Genomic DNA, 23,946 nt, shown 5'->3' on the forward strand with positions numbered 1-23,946 from the left:
TCGTTTAGGGTCCTGTTTCAACTTTCACGGCCGCACCCGTCGCAACCGCTTTCTTGACGGCAAGCGCGGTGGCCATTGACCAAATTCCATCCTCGGTCGCCGCCAAGGGCAAGCCGTTCCTCATTGCGGAGTGGAACGCTCTGAGAGCGTCCTCGTAGAGGTTGCCGCCGTCGACAGTCATGCCTGCGTCCTTCCAAGTGGGGAGCCGTTTGCAGCGCCACAGGTTTCGCGAACCACGAGCCGAACCGACGAGACTATGGCTTCGGCTTCCGCCTTTCCGGCGCTGATCTGCTTCAGGAGAAGCTGCGCGGCACGACGGCCTATTCCTTGAGGATCGACCGAGATGGTAGTCAGAGCCGGAACAGCGGTTTTTGCCTCGATCACGTCGTCGAACCCGACGACCGCGAAGTCCCGGCCGGGCTCGAGCTTCCTGGCACGAAGGCCGTCGCAAACCCCGAATGCGACCGCGTCGTTGAAGCATACCGCAGCAGTCGGCCTGTTTCCGATCGACAATGCACGCTCGATCGCTTCGGCTCCGCCCGCCCTCGACGGCGGGGAATCGACAATCAGATCCTCGTCGGCATCCAGCCCGCAAACGGCAGCAGCGGCACGATAGCCGGCCAGACGCTCGTCAAAGACCGCCGTGTCACGAAAACCGCCAAGGAACGCGATGCGGCGATGACCAAGTGACACCAGGTGCTCCACGCCCACAACGACGCCTTCGCGATTATCCGAGACAACTGATGAAGCCTTTGCTCCGGGCACATTTCTAACGGCGACAACAACGGGAATGCCAGCGGCGATGAGCGGCTTCAGGTCGGCGGCTTCCGTCGCGCGTGCGGGCGAAAGGATCAGCCCCGAGATGCCGTGCTCACGCATCGACGCGATGACCTCCCGCTGACGGTCGAGGTTCTCGCTTGTGTTGGATAGAAACTGTACGAATCCGGCAGACTGCACGACCATGTCCACGCCGACTGCGAGCTCGGCGAAGAAGCCATTCGTCAGATCATTGACGACAACGCCAATGATCTTCGACTTCGACCCTGACTGCCTGAGATTGGCGGCGCCGCGATTATAGACATAACCGAGTTCCCGCATCACGGCATTGACCTTGGCCCTCGTGCCATCGTTGACCAACGGAGATCCCTGCAAGACCAACGAGACGGTCGATTTCGACACGCCCGCAGCCTTCGCGATATCGATGACGGTGACCCGTCCCTTGGTCATGACAAACCTCCAATGACCTCAGTCATGTCAATTTAATAATTGGAACGTTCCAATTCAGTCAAGAAGAAAATCTTTTCACCAATCTGACAGGCATCGCATTCTCATATAAGCATAGGAATCTATTATGCTATTAATTTCTGCGGCACTTGTTCCCTGGCGGCCATAGACGGCAGATTTATTTGGAACGATCTAAATTTCGAACGCGTGAGCTTGCTCGGAATCCTCTAGGCTCGTCCCAGCTCGGCGGTGATCCCGACAAGACGATCCGCGTTTTCATCAACGCCTTTCCATTGAAGCGATTGGAAGCGCGTAACAAGGACTGCATCAACGAAATGTCACGACGAAACTTGCGAGATTGCGCCTGTCGCGTGCCGAGGCCGACGCGAAGGGATTTTCATCGTATGCCAGATGACGCGGCGCCCACATTTCAGTCGAAGGGATTATCAAGATATACCCGATCGACTAGCTTCAGACTGCGATCGGGCTGCACGATGTATGTCTCGCGCACCCGTTCGCCCCACTGATCCGTGAATGTGTGAGGAAGGATGCTGCCGACTGGTGACTTTTGTAATCGTTGTGTCGGCTGCCCGCCGTAGGTAATGCTCCCCGGAATGGGCTCCAGTCCTGGTTCGCTAGTTTGGCAGGCCGCAAGCATGGCCGCCAAAATCACCACAACCGCTATCCTTTTCATTGTATCCTCTCATCTTGCTTCGAGTCATCAAGTCCGCTGTAGGTTCGAGTCCGGCCAGCCAGCGTCGCTGGGGTGCCAACATCGTGGTCGCTTCTGTCGATCTGCAGGCCCTCACCTTCGGGCGCTCCAAGGGGCTCGGGTTTAACCGCCTCCTCATCCATCCTGTTAAGGATATGGTATCGTGGCTGAAAGATCCGCGAAGCGCCTTGGAAAGCGCTCTAAAACTCAGCAGCCGTCATTCTTACCCTTCTCTGCCATCGTCCTGTATCGATATCGGCGGCACGTCGCCGGCGTGCGGGTGTGTTGCCGAAAAACGGTTGCATCCGGTCGGTGGGGGCGTCCTGATTATGGACTGGTTTCCTACACAGCGAGGAAGTCCCATACGCCACAATGTCTGGGGAAATTTACTGGCGACCCTCGGCTCTTTACAGCCCAATCGAAAGAGCGTTCACAGTTCGGACCGGAGCGACGGCGTCGCGATCCCCCATTGGCTTCCCAGAATGGCGTCGCAATGGCAAGAGAGTTCAGTGGGTGGTTAGGAATCAATCATGAAACGACGTTCGCTTCCCCTACCCCAAGCCAAGCAAGCTCGTCTGCCTTCCACTCTATGATGGCGGCAATTGGGCCTTCTTGATCCGGATTCCATAGCCCTTACCGTCGTCCAAAATGAATTCTATGCCAGCCTCTTCCAGCACGTGCCTTATGCTTTCCAGCGTACCATTTCGTAATTGCTCTCCTCGTTCCAACCGACTTATTGTCTGAGTTGAAACATTCGCCGCCTGCGCAAGGTCTCGTACTCCCCAACCCAAAGCGATACGAGCCAGTTTGCACTGAATAGCATTCATTTCACAACCCTGTTGTGATTTCTCTTGCTCAAATGCACCGGCAACTGTACCCTCCTAAGCTATAATCGGCTGGCCTGGGTGTTCGCACCACCCCGGCCAGCCTGACCACAACCTAAGCTGTCTGGAGCTCGGATCATGGCTGATTCTGAGAATAGCAGAACTTTGCCTGCATTTGCCCGCGGAAAAATAAGGCCATGCCCTCCGACGTGTGAAACCCTCCCGCGCGTGATCGACCGCCGGAACCTGCTTGCCGTCGCGTCGCGCCTATTGAATTCTCACATCGAAGATCCTGACGCTCGGCGAACAGAGCCTGGCCCAACGCCCGTCAGGGAATTGTGGCCGAAATGGTATGCGCTTTATCAGCAGCAGGTGAAGGCCACTCGTCTCAGAGAAAAACTTGAGAAGGAATTGCTCGAAGAGGCCGGTGGTCTTCCGGCAGCGACGCTGCCGAGTGTTGGAAAGGATGGCGTCGTTAAGGTTCATTCGTTTGCCGACATCAATCGAATGGCAACGCAGCTTAATGCCGGAGACCTGTCTCGGGCGCGCGCCGAGCTTCGAAGGCGCCGGAAACGATGGAAGGACGCGGATCAGCGTTTGGGATACAGCGCGGCGCTCGCTTTGGAGCAGGAGCTCGCGGAAGGGGCCGGAATATCGGGACGTGTCATGGGGATCACACCGCCCTCCTCCCTGATGGAAGTCACCGCGAAACTCCATTGCCTGATCGTCATGCATGATCCCGGCCTGAAGCTCGAAGATGCCCCCTGGCCCGAGCTGCGCACGATGCTGAAGGATCTTATCCGCCTTGCCGGGAAGCGCCGGCCGACATCATGCAAGCGACCTACACAGCCTGGCAAAGCGGCAGGCGTTCGGAGCATTCTAAACCTGGCGACACACTACCAAGAGGCGGCCAGGAAGCTTGGCGAGGGCTCGTCCAAGCCCAACCAGGCTCCGCAGCGTCTTCTGGCGCTCCATGCGATGGAGCTCTACCTGAATGCATTCCTGCTCGCCAAAGGCGTGGACCCCACGATGGTAGGCGGTTTCCGGCACGACCTCGGCGAACGAACGCGGATAGCGACCGACGCCGGCCTTATCCTGCGCAAGCGGACGGTGGCGCATCTGGCCACGCTCTCTGCAAGCAACGAGCATCACGTCATCAGCCATGCCCCGCAACCTGCGTCCACGCTGTCACAGATAAACCGAGTTATGGCGACGGTCGATGAGCTCTCGCGCAAGGTGAGAAGGGCGTTGCGGGGAGCGTCTTGATTGCGCCTCACAGAGGCGGCACCGGCAAGGTGTGCCTCAGGCTGCATATTCAGCCTACGCTCTTGAACATGGGGTAATCGCGGACGCTTCCCCCAACGACATTGCCCTAGCAATATCTGACATTGGTGGTTGCCCCCGGTAAGATGAAATACGGGCTCACGATTGGAACCGGGCCCAGCATCAAATGGGAGGCAACCATGGACCAATATATCGGGCTTGATGTTTCGTTGAGGCAAATGTCCTTCTGATCCCAAAGTTCTATCGCAGATCATCCGAAAGCCTCCACGCGCAAAGGTGGTTGTTTTCGAGACAGGCCCACTGTCGACTTGGTTCTATCACGCGCTGACAGCCGAAGGAATTCCCGCGATTTGCATCGAAGTACGTCGTGCGCAAAAGGTTCTGAATGAGACCCTCAATAAGACTGATGCCAATGATGCGGATGGTCTAGCGCAGTTGGCCAAAGCCGGGTTTTACAAAGTCGTGCGAGTGAAGACTTTCGACAACATGCTGACGCGTACACTGGTGGCAGCGCGTAGCCTGCTCGTGAGCATTTCCAAGCAACTCAGCAACCAAATACGCGGTCTTCTGAAAACGTTTGGTCTCGTCGTGCCCAAAGGAGAAGGACGGGTATTTGATGCCAATGTGAGAGAGTTGCTGAATGGAAATAGCGGCCTGGCAGTTGTGATATTACCCCTCCTCGAGGCATGGCGCGAAATGCGTGAGCGCGCAGCCAATCTTGATAAACAGTTGGTCGCAGTTTCCAGACAGAGCCGGGCTACGAAGCTTCTGATGACGATTCCAGGCGTTGGTGCCGTAACGGCCGTCTCGTACATTGCTGCGATCGAAGATCCGGAAAACTTCCCCACCTCGCGCTCCTCGTACATCTTCTCTTCTCGCTGCAAAAGTCTGAATTCGGTCGAGTGAAGACTGGCCAGTCATCTGGCGCGCGATCAACTGATAGATCTGACAAACTATCTCGTAGAAATTGGATGGAAACGGATGGATAAATAGTGCGTGAGAGTGCCTCAGGAATTGGATGGGAATGGATGGGAAAATGGAATTTCTAAACACGGCGACCGTCCGGATCACGCCGGAAATCCTGTCGCTGATCGCCGAAATCGACGAATTCAAAGGTGCTTGGCGCGCGATCGGCCGGATCGCGCCTGAGCGGCTGTCCAGCCTCCGGCGTGTCGCCACGATCGAAAGCGTCGGTTCCTCCACACGTATTGAAGGGGCACGCCTCACCGACCGAGAGGTCGAAAAGCTGCTGGCAAACATTCGCCTGGGGTCATTTACGACACGCGACGAGCAAGAGATTGCCGGCTATGCGGAGGTAATGGAGAACATCTTCAGTGCTTACGAAGCTATTTCGTTCACCGAGAATCATATCCGTCAGCTCCACCGCGACCTTCTTGCACATTCGACAAAGGACGAGCGGCATCGCGGCGCCTACAAAGCGCTCTCCAACAACGTGGAAGTGTTTAACGAACAGGGCGAGAGCCTCGGCGTCGTTTTCGAAACGGCATCGCCGTTCGATACGCCGCGTCGAATGCAAGAACTGATCGCTTGGCTGGATGAGCAAGGGCGAGAAAAGCAGCTCCACCCACTTTTGGTCGTCGCGATCTTCGTTGTCGTTTTCCTCGAAATCCATCCATTCCAGGATGGCAATGGCCGCCTATCACGTATTCTGACCACCTTGCTGCTCTTGCGGGCCGGCTACGCTTATGTCCCCTACAGCTCGCTCGAAAGCGTCATCGAGCAAAGCAAGGAAAGCTATTACATCTCGCTTCGGCGTACGCAGGCAACGATCCGCAGCGCGGAGCCCGACTGGAATCCTTGGATCGAGTTCTTTTTGAGGGCCCTGCATCTGCAGAAGACCCGGCTTGAGAAGAAGATGGAGCGCGAGCGCATTATCCTCGCCGACATGCCGGAATTATCCGTCACATTGCTCGAGTTGGCGCGTGAGCACGGGCGGATTACAGTCGCGGAAGCTGCTCGCATCACCGATGCAAGCCGTCACACCATCAAGGATCATCTCAAGGCACTTGTGGATCAAGGGCACCTCGTCCTGCACGGTGCCGGCCGCGGTGCCTGGTACGGTCTTTCCTGATGAATCGGATGTCGGGCCCATCTGAATGGGCTCCTCTCGAAGGGATGCGAACTGTCGCCCCGGTAATTCAAACAACCCCTAAGCTCGCTTAGCCTTTGAGAATATCACGCTTTATATCAGGCTGGCTGCCCGACCGCGGCTCGCGGATCCTTCGGCCCCCTTGCGCGTTTTCTCGATGAGGAAACAACCGGATCGGTCTGGCAGAGCCTGCGAGAAGCTGATGGCGCACGAAAATGACCGCGAAGATTCAAGGGATCGAAGACATGAACATGAGTGAGTTAAAACCCGCTGCGGAGCTGGCCGCGAAGCGAGTGTCCCGGTTCAAGAATGAAAGCCCGCAGTATTCCAAGGCCAGAACGGCCCTGCTGGCAGAAGAAATCGAAGTCCGACGCCATCTCACCCGGCTTGCCGACCTTCGCCGGCAGCTACCCTCCGGCCCGGTCGTCGAAAAAGACTACCGGTTCAAGGACGAGAATGGTAACGAGATCGGACTTGCAGAACTCTTCGGAAATCACGACACACTTGTGACGTATTTCTGGATGTTCGGTCCGCAGCGCGAACGGCCCTGCCCGATGTGCACAAACTTCCTTGGCGGCGCGAACGGCAACGGGGTCGATGTCAAACAACGAGTTGCGTTCAAGATCATTGGGCGAAGCTCTGTGGAACGACAACGGGCGTTTGCCATGGAACGAGGTTGGCATGACCTGGATTTTGTTCAAACGGTAGGTGACGACTATGCCCGAGATTTAGGCCTGGTCGATGATGAGGGTTACGAATATCCGGGCTTCACTGTTTACCAGAAGAACGGATCGGAAATTCGTGTCTTCTACAATGCCGAAATGCCACGCGAAGCGGCCGATCCTGGACAGGATCCCAGAGGCGCTGTTGATATTGCACCGCTGTGGAATATTCTCGATATGACTCCGGCGGGGCGCGGCGCAGACTGGTATCCGAAGCTAAAATACTAACGCTCGACTCCCTGCAGTTAATCTAGCCTTGGCTATGAAGAAGCCTTAGCATATCGGCGTGTCGATGGACGAGCTTCCATTCTCCCTCCTCGCGTCGGAAGACCTCCGTCACGCGCAACGACATCGGAATCTCTCCGTCTTGACCAGCCATCCTGGGCTTTGGCATGCTGCAGTCCCGTCCAGAAGCCCAGGTTTCCATCCTACGAAGACTGAAGGATTTCGGGACTTCGAAACTGCCCCGCTTCCCTCCTTAAATGCGCCCCTTCTCGTTCGAAGCGTTGACCGCCGCCGGACCGTCGATCCGGTTCCCGGACGGAGGAAGGAAGGTCGCGGGGTCCGTGGGGCGTCGACATATTGATCAGGGGTCGCGGAGTTGCCGTTGATATAGTCAAGGGAAGCGCTCTCACAACGATTGACCTGGCACTTCATCCAGAGCTGGCATGGCTATCTCCTGTTGGCGAGGTGTGGAACACCATGGTAAGGACTTTATTCGGCGTCGGGATCGATGCCTCCTTGGTGTTGCTTCACCGCGGTCAGAACGCGCAACAGACTGGGCCATCTCATTCTATTGATCCCATCCTGAGATGGCCGTGTGCCGATCCCGAAGAGAAGCGAGGGCCTGCGAGAGACATCAAACTACCGAGAAGCTGAAAGCTCAAAAGCGCTTGACGTCAATACGCCGAATAGGGAAGAGCCGGAAATACTATGTGAGCTTCAGTAAAGCATATTTCTTTGTCAGCGTAATGCCACCCTCTCTGACTTCTCCAAGCCCAGAAGTTGGCGTAGCGCGACGGTTGGCCCGACGAGGTCCTGCAACGTGTAGCCGTCAAGGACTTCGAGAAAGGCTGCGGTCGCGGTTGCAAGCGCGCGCTTGAGCACGCAGGCCGGCAATACCACGCAGGCATTACCGCCTTCGGCTTCCATGCAGGGAACCAGCGCGAAGTCCGGCTCGCAGGCCCGAACGATGTCTCCGACCCTGATCGCCGATGCGTCATGAGCCAGGCGCATTCCCCCCTGACGTCCCCGTATGGTCTCGATCAGACCCTTCCTACCGAGTTCGTTGGTGATCTTCATTAGATGCGCCTTGGAGATACCGTAAGCCGCAGCCACTTCATCGATCGTCGACGGGTTCCCGCCCGGACGGAGACCGAGATACATCATCAGCCGCAATGCATAGTCGGAATAAACTGTCAGCCGCATGAATTTCTTCCTGGTTCCATTTTGAAGCATAATAGCAATCAGGCGGCGGAGCGAACTCCAACCGCCTGATGCTCATGTTATGCCGCCAAATCGTCGGCCGGACCGAAGAACTCGTAGTGGATCCTGTCTTTCGGAACGCCGGCTCTGTCCAATCCATTGACGAACGTCGTAAGGAACGGCTTTGGACCACACAAATAGATGTCGGCTTCCGTCAGTGGCGTGTTCTCGGCGAGCCACTCGAGGGTGACGAAGCCTTCCTGGTCGTAGTGAACGCCCTTCCGATCGTCGGAATGCGGCGCGCGATAGAAGATCGCCGACCTCATTCCGTCGCGGCCGAAGATGAGCTTGCGAACATGCTCGCCCATCGCGTGAACCTTGCCGTCTTCGGCGCCGTGAACGTAGTAGACATTCGCGTTCTCTTCTTTCGCTGCGATGGTTTCGAGCATGCTGACCATCGGCGTCAGGCCGACACCGCCGCTCAGCAAGACGACCGGTCGCGCCGTATTCTCCTTCAGGAAGAAATCGCCTGCCGGTGGCGCAACTTCGAGCACATCGCCGACGACCAGCTTGTCATGCAGATAGTTCGAAATCACACCCGAGGGCTCGCGCTTGACCGAAATTCTGTAGGTCTCGCCGTTCGGAGCAGAGGAGATGCTGTAGTTGCGGCGATGTTCACCCTTTCCGGGCACGGCTATCCGGAAGGTCAGATACTGGCCGGGGAGATGGCGCAGGACCGGCCTGTCATCTTCCGGCTTGAGTACGAAGGAGGTGATGATGTCGCTCTCGCGGCGTTTGTCGGCAATGCGGAAGCGGCGCCACCCGTTCCATCCGCCTTCAGTGGCGCTTAGCTCATCATAGACCTGCTTTTCCCTGCCGATGAGGATATCCGCTAGGAACCAGTAGGCCTCGCCCCAAGCTGCAAGCACTTCGTCGGTTGCGGCGTCGCCCAGCACCTGCTTGATGGCTGCGAGCAGTGCGTTGGCGACATGCGGATAATGATGCTCCTGAATCTGAAGGCCGACATGCTTTTGTGCGATCCGCTCGACCGCCGGCCCGAGGACGGCGAGGTTGTCGATATTCTGCGCATAGACGAGGATCGCCTGTGCCAGCGCCTTCGTCTGCCCGCCGCCTTCGCCTTGGTGGGACTGGTTGAAGAGGTTGCGAACCTCCTCGTCCTTGAAAAGCAGTAGATACATGGCGGCGGTGATCTCGGTGCCGTGGGCTGCAAGCGCGGGTACGGTGGCCTGCACGATTGCCTTGGTTGCCGCGCTCAGTTCTCTAGCCATTTCGGATCTCCATGATTTTGATAGTGGCGGGAACCGATGTATGCCTTAAAACATATATCAACAATGTATCTTTTTGCATTAGCGATGCCCTGTGCGGTTCTGCCACACGTGAGCCCAGCATAGTCAGGCCCATTCGTTTCCCAACCACGCCCCATCGATTTTTCAGTTACAGCGATCTGAGGTTGATCTAAGGGCTGTCAAATGAGCTCACCGACGAGTACTTGACGAGCTCATTTTGAGGGTAACGTTGATAATTCTCTCCATTTTTATTCTGAAATACCGGTGATGTCGGGCGTCTGCCAGGCAAGGTGCTGTCCGCTGTCGACCGCGATCATTTGGCCGGTGATACTCTCGGCGCGCGCTAGATAGGCAACCGTTTCGGCAACCTGATTAGGGACACCCCCGCGGCCGAGCAGAACGACGCCCGATTGGCGTGCAAAGTCAGCCTCGCTTTGCCTTGCATTGCTGAGAGTGGGACCTGGTCCCACAGCAGTTGCCCGTATTCGAGGCGCAAGAGCTGAGCAAAGGTCCTCGTTGCGGTACGTGAAGACGGCGGCGAGGACGATTAAACGGGATTATCAAGGAAGCTGTTCGTTCCGTCACGCAGAACTGAGGAGCGCCTCGATTTCGCTTCGCGCGGGCATGGCGGGCGCTGTACCGGGGCGCGTCACTGCAATGCCGGCGGTCACCGACGCAAAACGCACGGCGTCAATCGGCGCGCGTCCTTCGGCAAGGGCTGCCGCAAAGCCGCCAAGAAAGGCATCCCCGGCTCCGGTCGTGTCGATCACCTTTCCTGCGGCAATAGCCGGAACGAACTCGCTATGGCCTGGCGTTCGATACAGCGATCCTCGCCCGCCGAGCGTGATGATTGCTGTCTTCGCACCGCGCTGGAGAAGCGTCTCGGCGGCCCTCATTGCCTGCTCGTCGGTGTCGACCGGATGGCCGACGATACCTGCGGCCTCAATCTCGTTCGGGACGATGAAGTCACATAACGGATAGATACTATCGGGGATCACCTGTGCCGGCGCGGGGTTGAAGATCGTCGTAACGTCAGCCTTCTTCGCGATCGAAAGACCGTGGATGGCGGCTTCGATGGGCTGCTCGAGCTGGGTCATGAAGATAGAAGCGGCTTCGATTTCCGCGCGGTTGGCATCAACATCTTCAATGCCGATTAGGCCGGCAGCGCCAGGGGCTACGATAATGGCGTTATCGCCGTTGTCCTCGTTGACGAAGATGAAGGCGGCACCGGTCGAGACGCCTTCCACGCGCACCACATTGGCCTTCACGCCTGCTGCCGCATAGGCCGCAAGCGCCATGTCACCGAAGGGATCGTTGCCCACACGCGAGATAAAGGTGACGTGGCCGCCTGCTTTTGCCGCGGCAATTGCCTGGTTGGAGCCTTTGCCACCAGGACCGAGAGAAAAGCCAGAACCGATCAAGGTTTCGGCGACATGCGGCAGACGCTTGGCCTTATAGGCGGTATCGGCGGCGAAGATGCCAAGAATAACGATGGTCTTTCTGTCACTCATCGCGCCACCTCATTGGCTGGGATGACACCCTTGGTGAGAATGAAGCAGCCGTAGAACCGCGTCTCGCCAGTCGCGATAACGCAATAGGCCTTGCGGGCAATGTCGTAGAAAGCCATCCGCTCAATCGGATACATGGGTGCCGCCTTATTCTCTGCGCGATCGACTACGGCTTGCACTTCCCGCTGCACGTCTGGGATTTCGTCCGGTTTGCCGATTACTTCCATGCGGCCAACCGAGGGCTGCAGCGGCGTGTCGAGCGGGAAGACAGAGAGGATTGCCTCGATCGCCCTTGGTGCGGGCGTATTCTCCATTGTCAAAAGACCACCGAGCAGCGAGTGCCGGGCCACCGAATCCGAAGGGAAGTTCGTGTCCGAAACCACGAGGTAATCGCCATGCCCCATCTTGGACAGCGCCTGGAGAATATCTCCATTGAGTTCTGGCCTGATACCTTTGAGCATTGATTCTTCACTCCTTTTGGCGGCTCTTCCGGCCTGTTTTCAATTGATGTCCGGCTTGGTCTGGCGGTGGCGCTGTCGACCCGCGGATGATGAGCGAGGCGCTCAAGGCCTCGTCTCCAGGTTCTGATACCCTTTCGAGCAATAATTTGACCGCGCGCCTGGCCAGTTGGTCCGTCGGCTGGCGCACGGTCGTCAGGCGTGGCACGACAAGATTGGCGAGATGAATATCGTCGAAACCAGCGATGGAGAGGACGCCCGGCACATCGAGGCCAAGGTCCCGCGCCGCACGAAGGACTCCAATCGCCTGCTGATCGCTGGCAGCGGCGATAGCCGTTGACCGCATATTCGGCGGCTGTGCAAGAAGCCGCCGCGCGATGACCTCGCCGGATTCGTAGTCGAACCGGCCGGAGAATATTTTAAGCTCCGCCTTTTCATCCAATGCGCGGATGCGGTTCACGAAGCCCTCGCGGCGCGCGCGCCCGGCCTCAGTATCGGCCGGACCGGCAATATAGGCGATGCGCCGATGGCCGAGTTCGTAAAAATGATCGGCAACGAGTGCCGCCGCCTCGGCATGATTGATGGAAATCAGCGGAAAATCGGCAAAGCGGCGATCGAGCGACACGATCGGCACCTTGGATTTCACATGCGCGGGATGGGTGACATTCGCCGCGACAATGATGATACCGCGCACAGAACGATCGAGAAAGGCCGAAATGTGGCTCTGCTCAGCCTCGCGGTCATTGTGAGAACTCGCCAGCATCAGCGAATGGCGGTGCTCAAGTGCCGCACGTTCGGCGCTGGCCGCCATTTGCGAGAAGAACGGGTTGGTTATATCGGGAACGATCAGCCCGATGACATCCGTCTTGCTGGTACGCAGCGCCCTGGCCATGACATTCGGGCGATAGCCGAGCGCGTCGATCGCATCATGGACCTTGTCGCGCAGCACTGTCTTGACGGAAAGCTCGCCAGCGAGTACTCGCGATACTGTACCCACCGAGACACCCGCCAGCGTGGCGACATCCTTGACTGTGGGTATCTTGTCCATATGCACACGCTGCCGCTATTTCACTGCGCCGGCTGTCATGCCCGCGATGATGTGTTTTTCGAGCAGGATGCCAACGAATACAAGTGGCAAGATCCCGGCCGTCGAAAGCGCCGCCATGGACCACCAGTTGATCCCCTGACTGCCCGTCTGGCTGGCGATCATGACCGGTAGCGTATTGGTGTTCGTCGATGTCAGCAGGGCTGCGAAGAAATATTCGTTCCAGCACAGGATCAGAGCGAGGATGAAGGCTGCAACCATACCCGGCGCCACCAGCGGCACGATGATGCGGCTGAACGCGCCCCAGATCGACAGTCCGTCGACGAGTGCGGCTTCCTCGAGCTCCACAGGGATGGTCGCGAACTGGTCACGCATGATCCAGATGACGATCGGCAGAACCATCAGCGTATAGACCGCAATCAGTCCGCCAAAGGTATCAAGGAGAGCAAGCTGCTTGTAGAGGACCAGAAATGGCAGGGCCAGAACAACCGGAGGCATGATGAGCTGCGACAAGAAGAAAAAGGATATGTCGGAATTGCGCATATGGCCGAATTTATAGGAGAAGCGGCTGAGCCCATAGGCGGCAAGCGATCCAAGGAAGACGGCGAGCGCCGAGGCTGTCCCCGAAATCACGGCGCTGTTCCATAGCCGGCGCATAAACTCGTCACGAACGGTCGAAGTCTGGGTGAGCGCGTCAGGTGATAGCCCGAGAGAGCGCCAGCCGAGCCAACTCGGCGTGAATTCGTACCAAGGCACAATATTGCCCTTCATAACGTCGGGCGCTGTCTTGAAGGAAGTCGAAATTGTCCAGAAAAGTGGAAAAAGGCTGACGATCGCCCAGGTTACGAGGAGGCCGTAGACAACAAAGCGCATTGCCCACCAACGCGCGCGTTGACGGCGGGCGAACTTGTCAAAGTCAATTGCAGCCATCAGATTCTCCCCGTCATGCGCTTGACGATGCGGTCGGAAACATTGATCAGCGTTGTCATACCAATGACGATAATTGCCAGGTAGACGAGCGCCAGAAGCGTTCCATATCCGACGTTCGAACGATCGCGATATTCGCGATAGATGAAGCTGGTGACGGAATCCGTGGCGCCACCCGGGCCGCCGGCCGTGACCGTGATGATGATGTCAGCGAGCTTCAGCTTGAAGATGATGCGGATCATGACCGTCGTCACCGAAACCGGCAGCATCAGCGGGAAGATGACTTGCCAGAAGCGCTGCCATTTCGTTGCGCCATCGACTTCCGCAGCCTCCAGTACTTCGCGTGACAGCGACTGCAGGCCGGCAAGAAGCATGATCATCATGAAAGGAATGAACGTCCAAGCATCCATGATCATGATCGAAAACTTCGCGGTCAGTGGATCGCCGAAGAAAGACGGATTTTCCCAGCCTAGCCACCGAGCAAGCCGAGCAATTGGCCCGAAGCGCGTCTCCAGCATCGACTTTCCGACCATCCAGCCCACAGCAACCGGTGACAGCATGAGCGGGAGGAGAAACGTCACGCGCCAGAATTTGCGAGCAACGATCTCCTGGTTCAGCAGCAGTGCCAAACCAAAGGCAATCGCATATTCAACCGCGATAGCAAGGACATAATAGCCCATGTTGATAAGCGCATTGAGATAAAACGCGTCCCCCAGCATTTGCCGCAGATTATCCAGGCCGTTGAATTGCCGTCCTGTCGGCGAAGCCAGGTTCCAGTCGGAAAATCCGACCCAAAGCGCAAATAGAAGCGGAAATACCACCATGGACACGACGAAAAGGGCGGCTGGCAGCACGAACAGCGCCTTCTTTCCCGCCTCACCATGAATGACGACACGCGTCACGCAAAGGACTGCTGCCCAGATAAAATAGGCGTAGAGCACGGGCCGCCAATTTTCGAAGCCCCATTGCGCCCAGCCGAGGTCATGGGACGCCTGGAGCATAAACGAAACGGCAAACCAGGCCGCACTCACCCAGAGGGCTGCATAACCCCAAAGGCGCCGGCTCGCCGAAATCGAGCCGGTCTCGACCGTATGCAACAGATCGCCTTCCATTGTCGACATAATAGTCCCCGCCAAGCTATTCGAAGGCCGGCGGAACGCGACGTTCCGCCGGCTTAATCACCTTACGGGATCAGAGCCCAAGGCTCGCGCGATACAGTTTCAGCTGCTTATCGCGGCCGATCTGATCGGTGATCTTTTCCCAGGCGGCGGCGATGGCATCTGCGGTTTCCTGGGCCGACTTGTACTTGCCGCCATAGCCTTTCGCCAATTCGTCTTCCGCGACGGAATAGTATTGGAAAATGCCCGGGATACGCGGCTCAACAGCACGGTTCGGGTGGTTATAGGAGCCGAATTGCGACTTTAGATAGTTCGAGATGTAGTCGCCCTTGTAGCCGGCGGCCACCCATTCTTCGATCTTGGACTGGCTGTTGCGGTGTACCTGGAAGCCCGACGGATACATGGCCGTCCAAATCGCCAGATCCTTGCCTCCGAGATGGGCGGCGGCGCTCCACGCAGCACGGTGTTTCAGCTTGTCGCTTTCCACGCGGGCCATGACGTAGATGCCCCATCCGAGATAAGCGCAGTTCGGCGCATAATTCACGCCGTCCTTTGCCTTCACCCATTTACCGGCCTTGCGGTCATATACATCCTCGGACCCAGGCAGAATGTCGAAAGCAGCAACCTCGCCGACGACCGATGTGTCGGACGTGTTTGCCTGCTGGCCGATATCGCCCCACCATGTGACCATGGAACCAGTACCGGCGAGGAACTGCTGGAACCCGGTCGTGCCCGGATCGGCGTTGATCTGGTCGGTGGGTTCGTAAGATAGGAGGTCCATCGCTTCCTGAATAGCGCGGACCCAGCCGGGACTATTGACGAGCGGCTTCATGTTTTCAGGGTCAAACAGCCAAGCTGGATCGCCCGGCACCTTCACATAGGCGGTTGCCCGGTCTTCCAAGAAGTAGAAGCCAAAGCCACCCCAGCCCTTATACGGGTCGAGATAACCATAGGCCGGGCCGTTTGACAGCGGATCCTTCTTACCTTTCAGGAACTTCGAAACTTCTTGAACCTGAGCCCAGGTCTTCGGAACGCTCCATTCACCAGAGTGGCCTTCGTCCTTCCAAGCCTTGGCAAGGGCCATGTCGCTGAAATAGTCAGCGCGGTAATTGAAGTTATGGCAGTCGCCGTCAATCGTTACGCGATAGGTCTTGCCGTCCCAGGTCCCAACGGGAGGCTTAAGATAATCCACGTAGTCGTCAATATCGATCTGCTTCTTTACCCAATCGGGCATCTCGGATAGCAGACCCTTGCCGGCTGTATCACCCTCGAAGGGCGCGCCCATTTCAAGAATGTCGAAATCGACGGTACCAGTAGCGATCGACTGCTGCAGGCGGGCATTATAATCGGCCTGAGCCAGGTCGATCCATTTGATCTTGGCGCCGGTATAAGCCTCCCATGGCTTCAGGAAGCCGCGGAACAGGAAATTGTGGAGATTTTGGTTGTTAAGCCCCATGAAGGTCAGCTCAACGCCAGCAAACTCGCCCTGCTTGACGTTGGCCTTGGTCGGCCCAAGGCAAAGCTCACCTACTTTCTGCCAGTCGGCATCCGTTGGCGCGCCCTTGCCTACGCCGGGAATTTTCAGAATTTGTGCCCGGACGTCATCCGCGGCAAACGCCCAAGACGGCAATCCGCCCATGACGCTGGAAACACCCATAAGCGCGGCAGCGCTCCCCGTGCCGCGCAGGATGTCGCGACGGCTTGCCTGACGGCGCATCAATGCATCGTATACTTCGAGTTTCATGTGGTCTCCTCCGTTTTGTCCCCGGTGATCTGCCCGCCGGTTGATGCGGAACCAGTCGCAAAATTTACACTGGTCTGCTGCAAAGCTATCTGTTATTCAACGAAATGAAACGTTTCATCAGTTGCGTTTGACACCGCTCCTCTCGGTCTCGATGAGGAGAATTAGACAGTAGCCGTAAAATGTCAATCGAAAATGAAACGTTTCATAGAGGGGGATTCCGCGATATTTCATACGGCGGTGCATGGCGCAATGTGCCCGGGCCGCGGATGAAGAGACCGTTGAAAGAATGAGAGAATGCCTCGGTGAAAGCCTTGAAAAATGGCTTTTGCGTAGGCAGAGGGAGCGAGATGGCTGAAGTTAAAGTATCTGGGGCGCAAAAGACCTACGGCGCCATGAAAGTTCTCCACGGGATCGATATCGAAATCGATGATGGCGAATTTGTCGTGCTCGTCGGCCCTTCCGGCTGCGGCAAGTCTACATTGCTGCGAATGGTGGCGGGACTTGAAAGCATTACCGGTGGAACGATTTCAATTGGGGGCCGCGTCGTTAACAACGTGCCTCCTAAGGACCGCGACATCGCGATGGTATTCCAGAGCTATGCGCTCTATCCGCACAAGACGGTGGCAGAGAACATGGTCTTTGCGCTACGCCTTCAGAAGCAGCCGGCAGATGTCATCAAGCAGCGCCTGCAAGCAGCAGCCGAGACGCTCGATCTCGTGCCTTATCTTGACCGCTATCCGCGTCAGCTATCCGGTGGCCAGCGCCAGCGTGTGGCTATGGGCCGTGCAATCGTTCGCTCGCCGCAAGTCTTCCTGTTCGATGAGCCGCTGTCCAACCTCGACGCCAAGCTGCGTGTACAAATGCGCAAGGAAATCAAGGAACTGCATCAGCGGCTCAATACGACGACAATCTATGTAACTCATGACCAGGTAGAAGCCATGACCATGGCCGACAAAATCGTGGTTATGCAGGGCGGCCATGTCGAGCAGATCGGCACGCCGCTCGACCTCTACGACTGGCCAAACAACACGTTCGTAGCGACCTTCATCGGCTCGCCGTCCATGAACCTCATGAAGGGCAAGTACAAAGCCGATGGGCACATCTTCGTCTCCGAGACCGGTGATGAGATCGCTCTGGGTTTCGCGCCCGCTGCCACCGACGGTCAGACGGTCCAGCTCGGGGTTCGTCCAGAACATCTGCAGCTTGGCGACGCCGGCCTGAAAGCAACAGTGAATGTGACGGAGCCGACCGGCCACGAGACCATGGTTTTCCTGCGCTACGGCAATAGCGAGCTCGTTGCGGTCTTTTCCGAACGGCACGATTTCCGTCCTGGAGACGAAGTCACCGTCATCCCTCGCGTCGGAAAGCTACATCTCTTCGATGCACAGTCAGGCCGAACATTACGGCAGTAGCTGGTTTCCATGCAAAACTGAGCCGGTTAGGCATATAATTTCCATTGAGAATTGAGCCATGTGAACCTTCCCCCAACTACGCGCAAGCTTCTGCAAGAAAATGCAATTGCCATCGAAAATGACATTCGCGACCTCTTGCGCAACTTTGGGCTCAAAGTCGGCGTAGTTGGGGCGGCCTGTTTCGAGGATAGGACCGTGAGCTGACCGAAGACATGCCCGATCTGGCAGAGATCATGGACGCCCTCCTGACCACCAGGCAGAGGCTACGTGAGGAGTTTTCCCGCCTGCATCGGAAAGTGTTGGAAATCGCCAAAGGTAGTGCGACCTGCACACGCTTAATGACGCTTCCTGGTGTCGGCCCGGTTACGTCGCTCTCTTTTATCAGCACGATCGACGTACCTGCCCGCTTCCGAAACGATCATCTAACTTTGAAGCTACTTGTGTATAGGAGTGGGCAACCGCTCGACAGAGTCTAGCGTACCATCAATATGGTCGCTCGATGATTTAACTTCTTGGTTTGGAAAAGCGGACGCCGGCGCCACCGCCGTTTTCCGGGATAAACTCGATGCCAGCGGCCTCGAACGCTCCACGGATGGCCTCCAATGTCGCCGCATACCCCGGACGACCGGCTTCGATCCTAGTCACCGTCGCCGCCGTAATATTAGCCCGGCTTGCGAGATCCCGAACGCCCCACTTCAGAGCAGCTCGCGCCATTCGGATTTGATCGGCAGTCAACATTATAACCTTGACATAATCTTTATATGATTCAAACTCTCTGGGACGGTTCACAGCGGCCACGCAGAGTGCTTGCGACACTCTCCGTGACCTGACCGCAATTCAAGCTTCAGGGAGCTCGGATCATGGCTGATTCTGAGAATAGCAGAACTTTGCCCGCATTTGCCCGCGGAAAAATAAGCCCATTCCCTCCGACGTGTGAAACCCTCCCGCGCGTGATCGACCGCCGGAACCTGCTTGCCGTCGCGTCGCGCCTATTGAATTCTCACATCGAAGATCCTGACGCTCGGCGAACAGAGCCTGGACCAACGCCCGTCAGGGAATTGTGGCCGAAATGGTATGCGCTTTATCAGCAGCAGGTGAAGGCCACTCGTCTCAGAGAAAAACTTGAGAAGGAATTGCTCGAAGAGGCCGGTGGTCTTCCGGCAGCGACGCTGCCGAGTGTTGGAAAGGATGGCGTCGTTAAGGTTCATTCGTTTGCCGACATCAATCGAATGGCAACGCAGCTTAATGCCGGAGACCTGTCTCGGGCGCGCGCCGAGCTTCGAAGGCGCCGGAAACGATGGAAAGACGCGGATCAGCGTTTGGGATACAGCGCGGCGCTCGCCCTCGAACAGGAGCTTGCCGAAGGGGCCGGAATATCGGGACGCGTCATGGGGATCACACCACCCTCCTCCCTGATGGAAGTCACCGCGAAACTCCATTGCCTGATCGTCATGCATGATCCCGGCCTGAAGCTCGAAGATGCCCCCTGGCCCGAGCTGCGCACGATGCTGAAGGATCTTATCCGCCTTGCTGAGAAGCGTCGGCCGACATCATGCAAGCGACCTACACAGCCTGGCAAAGCGGCAGGCGTTCGGAGCATTCTAAACCTGGCGACACACTACCAAGAGGCGGCCAGGAAGCTTGGCGAGGGCTCGTCCAAGCCCAACCAGGCTCCACAGCGTCTTCTGGCGCTCCATGCGATGGAACTCTACCTGAATGCATTCCTGCTCGCCAAAGGCGTGGACCCCACGATGGTAGGCGATTTCCGGCCCGACCTCGGCGAGCGGACGCGGATAGCGACCGACGCTGGCCTTATCCTGCGCAAGCGGACGATGGCGCATCTGGCCACACTCTCCGCAAGCAACGAGCATCACGTCATCAGCCATGCCCCGGAGCTTGCGTCCACGCTGTCCCAGATGAACCGAGTTATGGCGACGGTCGATGAGCTCTCGCGCAAGGTGAGAAGGGCGTTGCGGGGAGCGTCGTGATTTCATCTGACATACGCAGCGCTGGCTGGCCGCACTTCAAGTCTGCAGCAATTTGGCCGCCTTGAAGGAATATGAACTGCCGACCCGTCGATGACTTGTTGTGATCACTGCATTTCCCTATGAGGCCAGCTACCTGCTATGGGAGTGGCCGAAATGGGGCCGAAAGCCCATAGGCAAAGCCGGGTCGGGGATTCAATGAGATGGGCTCCCTTTTATCACCGGCCCTGCTCCTTGGCGGCCCGATCGACGCGCCCCCGAGATCGCTTTTGCGCATCGCCCTCAAAAATCATTGACGCCGTCCCTGCCGTGAAGTCGAGGACGGGTCCGAGGGTCGGCCGATATTAGCTAGCTCGACGCGTTCCGCTGGCATTCACTGCGAGGTCGGAACATCTCCCATCGAATCGCCAAGGGACTTAACAAGAGTTTACCCTAGGAGCCGACACTGGCAATGGCTGTGAACTTTATTCAGACTATAATCAATGCCGCCAACGCGACGCCCCGCTGTGGCAAAAACCGTGATCAAAGGGCATCGGGCGTCAGGCATTAAGCTCCCGGACATTGCAGGCTCGTGCGGCACACCATCGACCGGTTGATTAGGCCAACTTCTGCCTCCCATAGAGCAACAGCATGCAGACAATTACCGCGCCGTAGATTAACTGCCGCCCGGCCTCTTCGATCTGCATGACCGACAGGATCGACTGCAGCAGCGTGATGAGGATCACGCCGGCGATCGTCCCGAGATAGGAGCCCTTGCCGCCGAGCACATGCGTACCGCCGAGGACGACGGCTGCGATCGACGGCAGCAGATAGGCATCCCCCATAGACTGCGAAGCCTTGGAGGCATAGCCGGCGAGCAAGACGCCGCCGAGCGCACTCAGCGCCCCGGATATGACGAAGGCGAGCATGGTGATGCGGCGCGTATCGATGCCGGACATATAGGCGGCGCGTTCACGATTACCGATGGCATAGAGCGAGCGGCCGAAGGTCGTCCGCGTCAGGAGGAAGATCGCCAGAATGCCGATGATCAGCCAGACGACCACGCCGTTCGGCACTGACGGGATGACATAGCCGGTCGCAATGAAGCGCATGGCCGGCGAAGCGGAATCCTGCGGCGAGAACCCGCCGGTGTAGACGACCATCAACCCCTGCACGACGGCATTGGTGGCGAGCGTGATGATCATCGAGGGAATGCGCAGATAGGCGACCGCCGCTCCGTTGAAGGCGCCGATGACGGCGCCGCAGATAATGCCGAACGGAATGGCGAAAGCAGACCCGCTGGTGCCATAGGCCGTCGCGGCACAGGCCATCATCGCCCCCGCCGTCACCACCCATGGCACGGAGAGATCGATCTGCCCGAGCAGGATTACCACCATCATGCCTGTGGCGATGACGCCAAGAAAGGAGGCGACCTTCAGCTGCTGCAGCAGATAATCCGGGGACAGGAAATTGCGTGAATAGAGCGAACCGCCGAGCAGCAACAGGATGATGCAGCCGAAGGCGATGGCTACGGCAGGATCGATGCCGCGCAAGCGGGCCGGGATGATGGATTGCCGCATGGCCGATGCATCCTCGCTCATTGGAACCACTCCAGCCTGTTGCGCACGCGCGCCAATCCGATGGAGCCGATGCTGATCGCCACCAGCAATACGATACCCTGGAAGAGTGGCTGCCAGAGCGGATCGAGATCAAAGACGAAAAGCAGATCGCCGATGGTGCGGAAGGCGAGCGCGCCCAACACCGCGCCGATCGCGCTTCCCCGCCCGCCGGCAAGCGAGACGCCGCCGAGAACGACGGCCGCAATCGAGTAGAGCGTATAGGCATTGCCGCTCGCGAATGCGGCCTCCCCCGTATAGGAGAAAAAGGTGAGATAGAGGCCACCGATTGCGGACAGCAGGCCACCCAGCGCATAGGCGGCAAGCTTTGCCCGCTTGATCGGCATGCCCGACATATAGGCCGCGGTCTCGGACGAACCCGCGGCATAGGCCGCGCGTCCCAACACCGACCGACTGAACGGCACCCAGATGATCAGGATCGTCAGTGCCAGAACGACGAGGCTCGCCGGGACCACACCGAAAAGCTTTGAGGTGAAGGCGTCCGCCAGATCCTCGTTGACGGAACCGCCGGGCGACGGACGCAGCAGCAGCGCGAGGCCGAAGAAGACGGCACTGGTCGCGATCGTTGTCACGATCGGCTGAAGCCTGCCGACGATGATGATCAGCCCATTCAGCAGACCGCAGGCAAGGCCGGCAAGAAGAACCGCGACGACGCCGATTCCCGTCTGCAGCGGCGAGCCGACGACGAGCCAGGAGGCCAGGCAATTGCAAAGGATCAGAATCATGCCGGCGGATAGATCGATGCCTGACGTGATGACCACGAAACATTGCGCCATGGCGACAAAGGCGAGAAGCGTCGCTTTGTTGGCCGCCGTCTGCACGACATTCGACGTGAAGCCGGCCGGATGGTTACTGACATAGACGATGAACATGACCACGAACAGCGTGGCCGCGAGCAACGTACCCTTGTGCTGCGCATGCCAAAACCGCCAGTCGCCGGGAGACGTCTTGCTCATTGTCCGATCCTCCGTTCGCCGGCCTGGGAATTGACATTGAGCGCGCTGCCGATGAGTTCGCGCTCGTTGATCTCGATACCCTCTAACGTGCGGACGACGCTTCCGTCATACATGACGAGTACGCGGTCGCAACAGCCAATCAGTTCGTCATAGTCAGTGGAATAGAGGATGATCGCCGCACCTGCATCGGCAAGTTTGCGGAGCAGGGCGTAGATCTCCTGTTTCGTGCCGACGTCGATGCCGCGCGTCGGATCGTTGAGCAAGATGATCTTCGGCTTGTTCATCAACCATTTGGCGATGACGACCTTCTGCTGGTTGCCGCCCGATAGCGCGCCGACCGGCATGTCGATCGTCGCAGCCTTGATGGCGAGCAGCTTCAGCAACTCATCGATCCTCGCCTGCTCTGCAGCCCGATCGATGACGCCGCACTTCGAGACGCTGCCGAGTGCCGCTATGGAGAGATTTTCACGCACGGTCATCGGTAGCATCAGCCCCTCGGTCTTACGATCCTCCGGGATCAGCGCGACGGAGGTCGTGCCCGATTTTGCCTGTTTAGGGCTCCTGAACAGTGCCCGCTGGCCGGCGACCTCGATCGTACCGTTAAGGTCGCGCAACACGCCGAAGAGCGCCAGCAGCAACTCGCGCTGCCCCTGCCCGTCCAGCCCGCCAATGCCGATGATCTCGCCGGGGCGAACGTCGAAGGTGATATTGGAAAGACGATCGCCCCAGGATAGGCCGCGGCAGGATAGAACGGGCGCGCGATCGGCCGCAATCGCCGGCTTCGGCGGGAAAACGTTGGTATATTCGCGGCCGATCATCAGCTCGACCACCTGCTGGTCGGTCTTGGCTCTGGCCGGATAGGACTCGATGCTGCGGCCATTGCGAAAGACCGTGCAATCATCCGCCAGTTCGGCGATCTCGTGCATGCGATGCGAAATATAGATTAGCGCCATGCCCTCAGCGCGCAGCCGCTTGAGAACGCCGAACACCTTCTCGACATCAGATTGCGTCAGAGCCGAGGTCGCCTCGTCGAGGATCAGCAGGCGCGGCTTGCGGGCGAGCGCCTTGGCGATCTCGACCATCTGCCGGCGCGACAGCGGCAGGTCTTTCACCGGCGATGAGGGATGAATATCCGACGCGCCTGCGCGCGCCAGCGCCTCTTGTGCGATCGCGCGCTGCCTGCGCCGGTCGATCATGCCGAAGCGCAGCGGCGGATTGCTGATGACGATATTGTCGGCGACCGACAGATCCGGAATGAGCGACAGTTCCTGGAAGACGCAGACGATGCCTGATGCCATCGCCGCCGAAGGCGTGGGAAAGCCGACCTCCCGGCCGTCAAGCAGCATTCTCCCCTCGTCGGGCGAGACAACGCCGGCCATGATCTTGATGAGCGTCGATTTGCCCGCGCCGTTTTCGCCGAGAACGGCGTGGATGGCGCCCGGGCGGATCGTGATGCTGGCATTCTTCAGCGCGATGACGCCGCCATATCGCTTCGATATGCCGTCCATCCGGAAAAGAGGTTCAGATAGGCTCAAGCGTCCGTCTCCCGCAGCCATAATGAAGACAGTG

Annotated in this window: 22 protein-coding genes and 3 pseudogenes; 7 read left to right on the plus strand and 18 right to left on the minus strand. The window is 58.1% G+C overall.

Annotated elements, in window-relative coordinates; all coding sequences use genetic code 11:
- Positions 1-4 precede the first annotated feature (4 nt).
- From HGP16_RS28700 to HGP16_RS28715, 4 genes and pseudogenes are all read right to left on the minus strand, one after another.
- A pseudogene (locus tag HGP16_RS28700) lies at positions 5-172 on the minus strand (gfo/Idh/MocA family oxidoreductase); the annotation flags it as partial.
- Positions 173-177: 5 nt separating this feature from the next.
- A complete protein-coding gene (locus HGP16_RS28705) occupies positions 178-1,227 on the minus strand; it encodes a LacI family DNA-binding transcriptional regulator (RefSeq protein WP_168843357.1) in 1,050 nt (349 codons plus the stop codon).
- 427 nt (positions 1,228-1,654) lie between these two features.
- On the minus strand, positions 1,655-1,918 hold the full coding sequence (locus HGP16_RS28710; RefSeq protein WP_168843358.1) for a hypothetical protein: 264 nt from the start codon (positions 1,916-1,918) through the stop codon (positions 1,655-1,657).
- 605 nt (positions 1,919-2,523) lie between these two features.
- The gene (locus HGP16_RS28715; RefSeq protein ID WP_168843359.1) at positions 2,524-2,763 is read right to left on the minus strand and encodes a helix-turn-helix domain-containing protein; all 240 of its coding nucleotides are present in this window, start codon (positions 2,761-2,763) and stop codon (positions 2,524-2,526) included.
- A 369-nt stretch (positions 2,764-3,132) separates the two neighbouring features.
- Between HGP16_RS28715 and HGP16_RS28720 the strand changes: the two genes are divergently transcribed.
- The 4 genes and pseudogenes from HGP16_RS28720 to HGP16_RS28735 all read left to right on the plus strand — a co-directional run bounded on the left by HGP16_RS28720 (position 3,133) and on the right by HGP16_RS28735 (position 7,104).
- The gene (locus HGP16_RS28720) at positions 3,133-4,026 is read left to right on the plus strand and encodes a hypothetical protein (RefSeq protein WP_312867347.1); all 894 of its coding nucleotides are present in this window, start codon (positions 3,133-3,135) and stop codon (positions 4,024-4,026) included.
- Between the two features lie 197 nt (positions 4,027-4,223).
- Positions 4,224-4,902 (plus strand): annotated as a pseudogene (locus tag HGP16_RS28725) (transposase); the annotation flags it as partial.
- A gap of 178 nt (positions 4,903-5,080) precedes the next feature.
- Positions 5,081-6,136, plus strand: a complete 1,056-nt coding sequence (locus HGP16_RS28730) for a Fic family protein (RefSeq protein WP_246705624.1) — start codon at positions 5,081-5,083, stop codon at positions 6,134-6,136.
- Between the two features lie 263 nt (positions 6,137-6,399).
- Entirely contained in the window at positions 6,400-7,104 is a 705-nt protein-coding gene (locus HGP16_RS28735) for a DUF899 family protein (RefSeq protein ID WP_205926725.1), read from the plus strand.
- 22 nt (positions 7,105-7,126) lie between these two features.
- Here HGP16_RS28735 and HGP16_RS34805 read toward each other — a convergent pair whose 3' ends face one another.
- The 10 genes from HGP16_RS34805 to HGP16_RS28785 form a co-directional block, all read right to left on the minus strand.
- Positions 7,127-7,303 carry a nuclear transport factor 2 family protein gene (locus HGP16_RS34805; protein ID WP_168843361.1) on the minus strand — a complete coding sequence of 59 codons (177 nt, stop codon included), beginning with the start codon at positions 7,301-7,303 and terminating at the stop codon, positions 7,127-7,129.
- A 536-nt stretch (positions 7,304-7,839) separates the two neighbouring features.
- On the minus strand, positions 7,840-8,304 hold the full coding sequence (locus HGP16_RS28745) for an RrF2 family transcriptional regulator (protein WP_168843362.1): 465 nt from the start codon (positions 8,302-8,304) through the stop codon (positions 7,840-7,842).
- A 77-nt stretch (positions 8,305-8,381) separates the two neighbouring features.
- On the minus strand, positions 8,382-9,590 hold the full coding sequence (hmpA, locus tag HGP16_RS28750; protein ID WP_168843363.1) for an NO-inducible flavohemoprotein: 1,209 nt from the start codon (positions 9,588-9,590) through the stop codon (positions 8,382-8,384).
- Between the two features lie 266 nt (positions 9,591-9,856).
- A complete protein-coding gene (locus HGP16_RS28755; protein WP_312867348.1) occupies positions 9,857-10,078 on the minus strand; it encodes a hypothetical protein in 222 nt (73 codons plus the stop codon).
- A 111-nt stretch (positions 10,079-10,189) separates the two neighbouring features.
- Positions 10,190-11,119, minus strand: coding sequence for a ribokinase (locus tag HGP16_RS28760; RefSeq protein ID WP_168843364.1), 930 nt, complete (start codon positions 11,117-11,119; stop codon positions 10,190-10,192).
- The gene (locus HGP16_RS28765) at positions 11,116-11,577 is read right to left on the minus strand and encodes an RbsD/FucU family protein (protein WP_168843365.1); all 462 of its coding nucleotides are present in this window, start codon (positions 11,575-11,577) and stop codon (positions 11,116-11,118) included. Before HGP16_RS28765 ends, HGP16_RS28760 begins: the two co-directional genes overlap by 4 nt.
- 7 nt (positions 11,578-11,584) lie before the next feature.
- A complete protein-coding gene (locus tag HGP16_RS28770; protein ID WP_168843366.1) occupies positions 11,585-12,622 on the minus strand; it encodes a LacI family DNA-binding transcriptional regulator in 1,038 nt (345 codons plus the stop codon).
- 15 nt (positions 12,623-12,637) lie between these two features.
- The gene (locus HGP16_RS28775) at positions 12,638-13,549 is read right to left on the minus strand and encodes a carbohydrate ABC transporter permease (protein ID WP_168843367.1); all 912 of its coding nucleotides are present in this window, start codon (positions 13,547-13,549) and stop codon (positions 12,638-12,640) included.
- Positions 13,549-14,667 carry a carbohydrate ABC transporter permease gene (locus HGP16_RS28780; RefSeq protein ID WP_168843368.1) on the minus strand — a complete coding sequence of 373 codons (1,119 nt, stop codon included), beginning with the start codon at positions 14,665-14,667 and terminating at the stop codon, positions 13,549-13,551. Before HGP16_RS28780 ends, HGP16_RS28775 begins: the two co-directional genes overlap by 1 nt.
- A gap of 70 nt (positions 14,668-14,737) precedes the next feature.
- Complete coding sequence (locus HGP16_RS28785; protein WP_168843369.1) at positions 14,738-16,408, minus strand: ABC transporter substrate-binding protein; 1,671 nt, start codon at positions 16,406-16,408, stop codon at positions 14,738-14,740.
- A gap of 347 nt (positions 16,409-16,755) precedes the next feature.
- On the opposite strand from HGP16_RS28785, the gene HGP16_RS28790 reads away from it, so the two are divergent.
- Together HGP16_RS28790 and HGP16_RS34240 are read left to right on the plus strand one after the other, a co-directional pair.
- On the plus strand, positions 16,756-17,820 hold the full coding sequence (locus HGP16_RS28790) for an ABC transporter ATP-binding protein (RefSeq protein ID WP_168843370.1): 1,065 nt from the start codon (positions 16,756-16,758) through the stop codon (positions 17,818-17,820).
- 75 nt (positions 17,821-17,895) lie between these two features.
- Positions 17,896-18,236: pseudogene (locus HGP16_RS34240) on the plus strand (IS110 family transposase); the annotation flags it as partial.
- Between the two features lie 88 nt (positions 18,237-18,324).
- Here the strand turns inward: HGP16_RS34240 and HGP16_RS28800 are convergent.
- Entirely contained in the window at positions 18,325-18,534 is a 210-nt protein-coding gene (locus tag HGP16_RS28800; RefSeq protein ID WP_168843398.1) for a helix-turn-helix transcriptional regulator, read from the minus strand.
- 380 nt (positions 18,535-18,914) lie between these two features.
- On the opposite strand from HGP16_RS28800, the gene HGP16_RS28805 reads away from it, so the two are divergent.
- A complete protein-coding gene (locus tag HGP16_RS28805) occupies positions 18,915-19,808 on the plus strand; it encodes a hypothetical protein (RefSeq protein ID WP_312867349.1) in 894 nt (297 codons plus the stop codon).
- Between the two features lie 593 nt (positions 19,809-20,401).
- Here HGP16_RS28805 and HGP16_RS28810 read toward each other — a convergent pair.
- The 3 genes from HGP16_RS28810 to HGP16_RS28820 are packed head-to-tail and all read right to left on the minus strand — an operon-like array spanning position 20,402 to position 23,912.
- Positions 20,402-21,385, minus strand: coding sequence for an ABC transporter permease (locus tag HGP16_RS28810; protein ID WP_168843372.1), 984 nt, complete (start codon positions 21,383-21,385; stop codon positions 20,402-20,404).
- The gene (locus tag HGP16_RS28815; protein WP_168843373.1) at positions 21,382-22,377 is read right to left on the minus strand and encodes an ABC transporter permease; all 996 of its coding nucleotides are present in this window, start codon (positions 22,375-22,377) and stop codon (positions 21,382-21,384) included. The genes HGP16_RS28810 and HGP16_RS28815 overlap by 4 nt, the downstream gene beginning before the upstream one ends.
- Positions 22,374-23,912, minus strand: a complete 1,539-nt coding sequence (locus HGP16_RS28820; protein WP_168843374.1) for a sugar ABC transporter ATP-binding protein — start codon at positions 23,910-23,912, stop codon at positions 22,374-22,376. Before HGP16_RS28820 ends, HGP16_RS28815 begins: the two co-directional genes overlap by 4 nt.
- Positions 23,913-23,946 lie beyond the last annotated feature (34 nt).

Source organism: Rhizobium sp. P40RR-XXII, assembly GCF_012641405.1.
Taxonomy (GTDB): domain Bacteria; phylum Pseudomonadota; class Alphaproteobacteria; order Rhizobiales; family Rhizobiaceae; genus Rhizobium.

Excerpts from the sequence above, each read along its gene's own strand:
- HGP16_RS28705 (WP_168843357.1), bottom strand. The coding sequence starts at position 1,227 with ATGACCAAGGGACGGGTCACCGTCATCGATATCGCGAAGGCTGCGGGC.
- HGP16_RS28710 (WP_168843358.1), bottom strand. The coding sequence starts at position 1,918 with ATGAAAAGGATAGCGGTTGTGGTGATTTTGGCGGCCATGCTTGCGGCC.
- HGP16_RS28715 (WP_168843359.1), bottom strand. The coding sequence starts at position 2,763 with ATGAATGCTATTCAGTGCAAACTGGCTCGTATCGCTTTGGGTTGGGGA.
- HGP16_RS28730 (WP_246705624.1), top strand. The coding sequence starts at position 5,081 with ATGGAATTTCTAAACACGGCGACCGTCCGGATCACGCCGGAAATCCTG.
- HGP16_RS28735 (WP_205926725.1), top strand. The coding sequence starts at position 6,400 with ATGAACATGAGTGAGTTAAAACCCGCTGCGGAGCTGGCCGCGAAGCGA.
- HGP16_RS34805 (WP_168843361.1), bottom strand. The coding sequence starts at position 7,303 with ATGGAAACCTGGGCTTCTGGACGGGACTGCAGCATGCCAAAGCCCAGG.
- HGP16_RS28745 (WP_168843362.1), bottom strand. The coding sequence starts at position 8,304 with ATGCGGCTGACAGTTTATTCCGACTATGCATTGCGGCTGATGATGTAT.
- hmpA (WP_168843363.1), bottom strand. The coding sequence starts at position 9,590 with ATGGCTAGAGAACTGAGCGCGGCAACCAAGGCAATCGTGCAGGCCACC.
- HGP16_RS28760 (WP_168843364.1), bottom strand. The coding sequence starts at position 11,119 with ATGAGTGACAGAAAGACCATCGTTATTCTTGGCATCTTCGCCGCCGAT.
- HGP16_RS28765 (WP_168843365.1), bottom strand. The coding sequence starts at position 11,577 with ATGCTCAAAGGTATCAGGCCAGAACTCAATGGAGATATTCTCCAGGCG.
- HGP16_RS28770 (WP_168843366.1), bottom strand. The coding sequence starts at position 12,622 with ATGGACAAGATACCCACAGTCAAGGATGTCGCCACGCTGGCGGGTGTC.
- HGP16_RS28775 (WP_168843367.1), bottom strand. The coding sequence starts at position 13,549 with ATGGCTGCAATTGACTTTGACAAGTTCGCCCGCCGTCAACGCGCGCGT.
- HGP16_RS28780 (WP_168843368.1), bottom strand. The coding sequence starts at position 14,667 with ATGTCGACAATGGAAGGCGATCTGTTGCATACGGTCGAGACCGGCTCG.
- HGP16_RS28785 (WP_168843369.1), bottom strand. The coding sequence starts at position 16,408 with ATGAAACTCGAAGTATACGATGCATTGATGCGCCGTCAGGCAAGCCGT.
- HGP16_RS28790 (WP_168843370.1), top strand. The coding sequence starts at position 16,756 with ATGGCTGAAGTTAAAGTATCTGGGGCGCAAAAGACCTACGGCGCCATG.
- HGP16_RS28800 (WP_168843398.1), bottom strand. The coding sequence starts at position 18,534 with ATGGCGCGAGCTGCTCTGAAGTGGGGCGTTCGGGATCTCGCAAGCCGG.
- HGP16_RS28810 (WP_168843372.1), bottom strand. The coding sequence starts at position 21,385 with ATGAGCGAGGATGCATCGGCCATGCGGCAATCCATCATCCCGGCCCGC.
- HGP16_RS28815 (WP_168843373.1), bottom strand. The coding sequence starts at position 22,377 with ATGAGCAAGACGTCTCCCGGCGACTGGCGGTTTTGGCATGCGCAGCAC.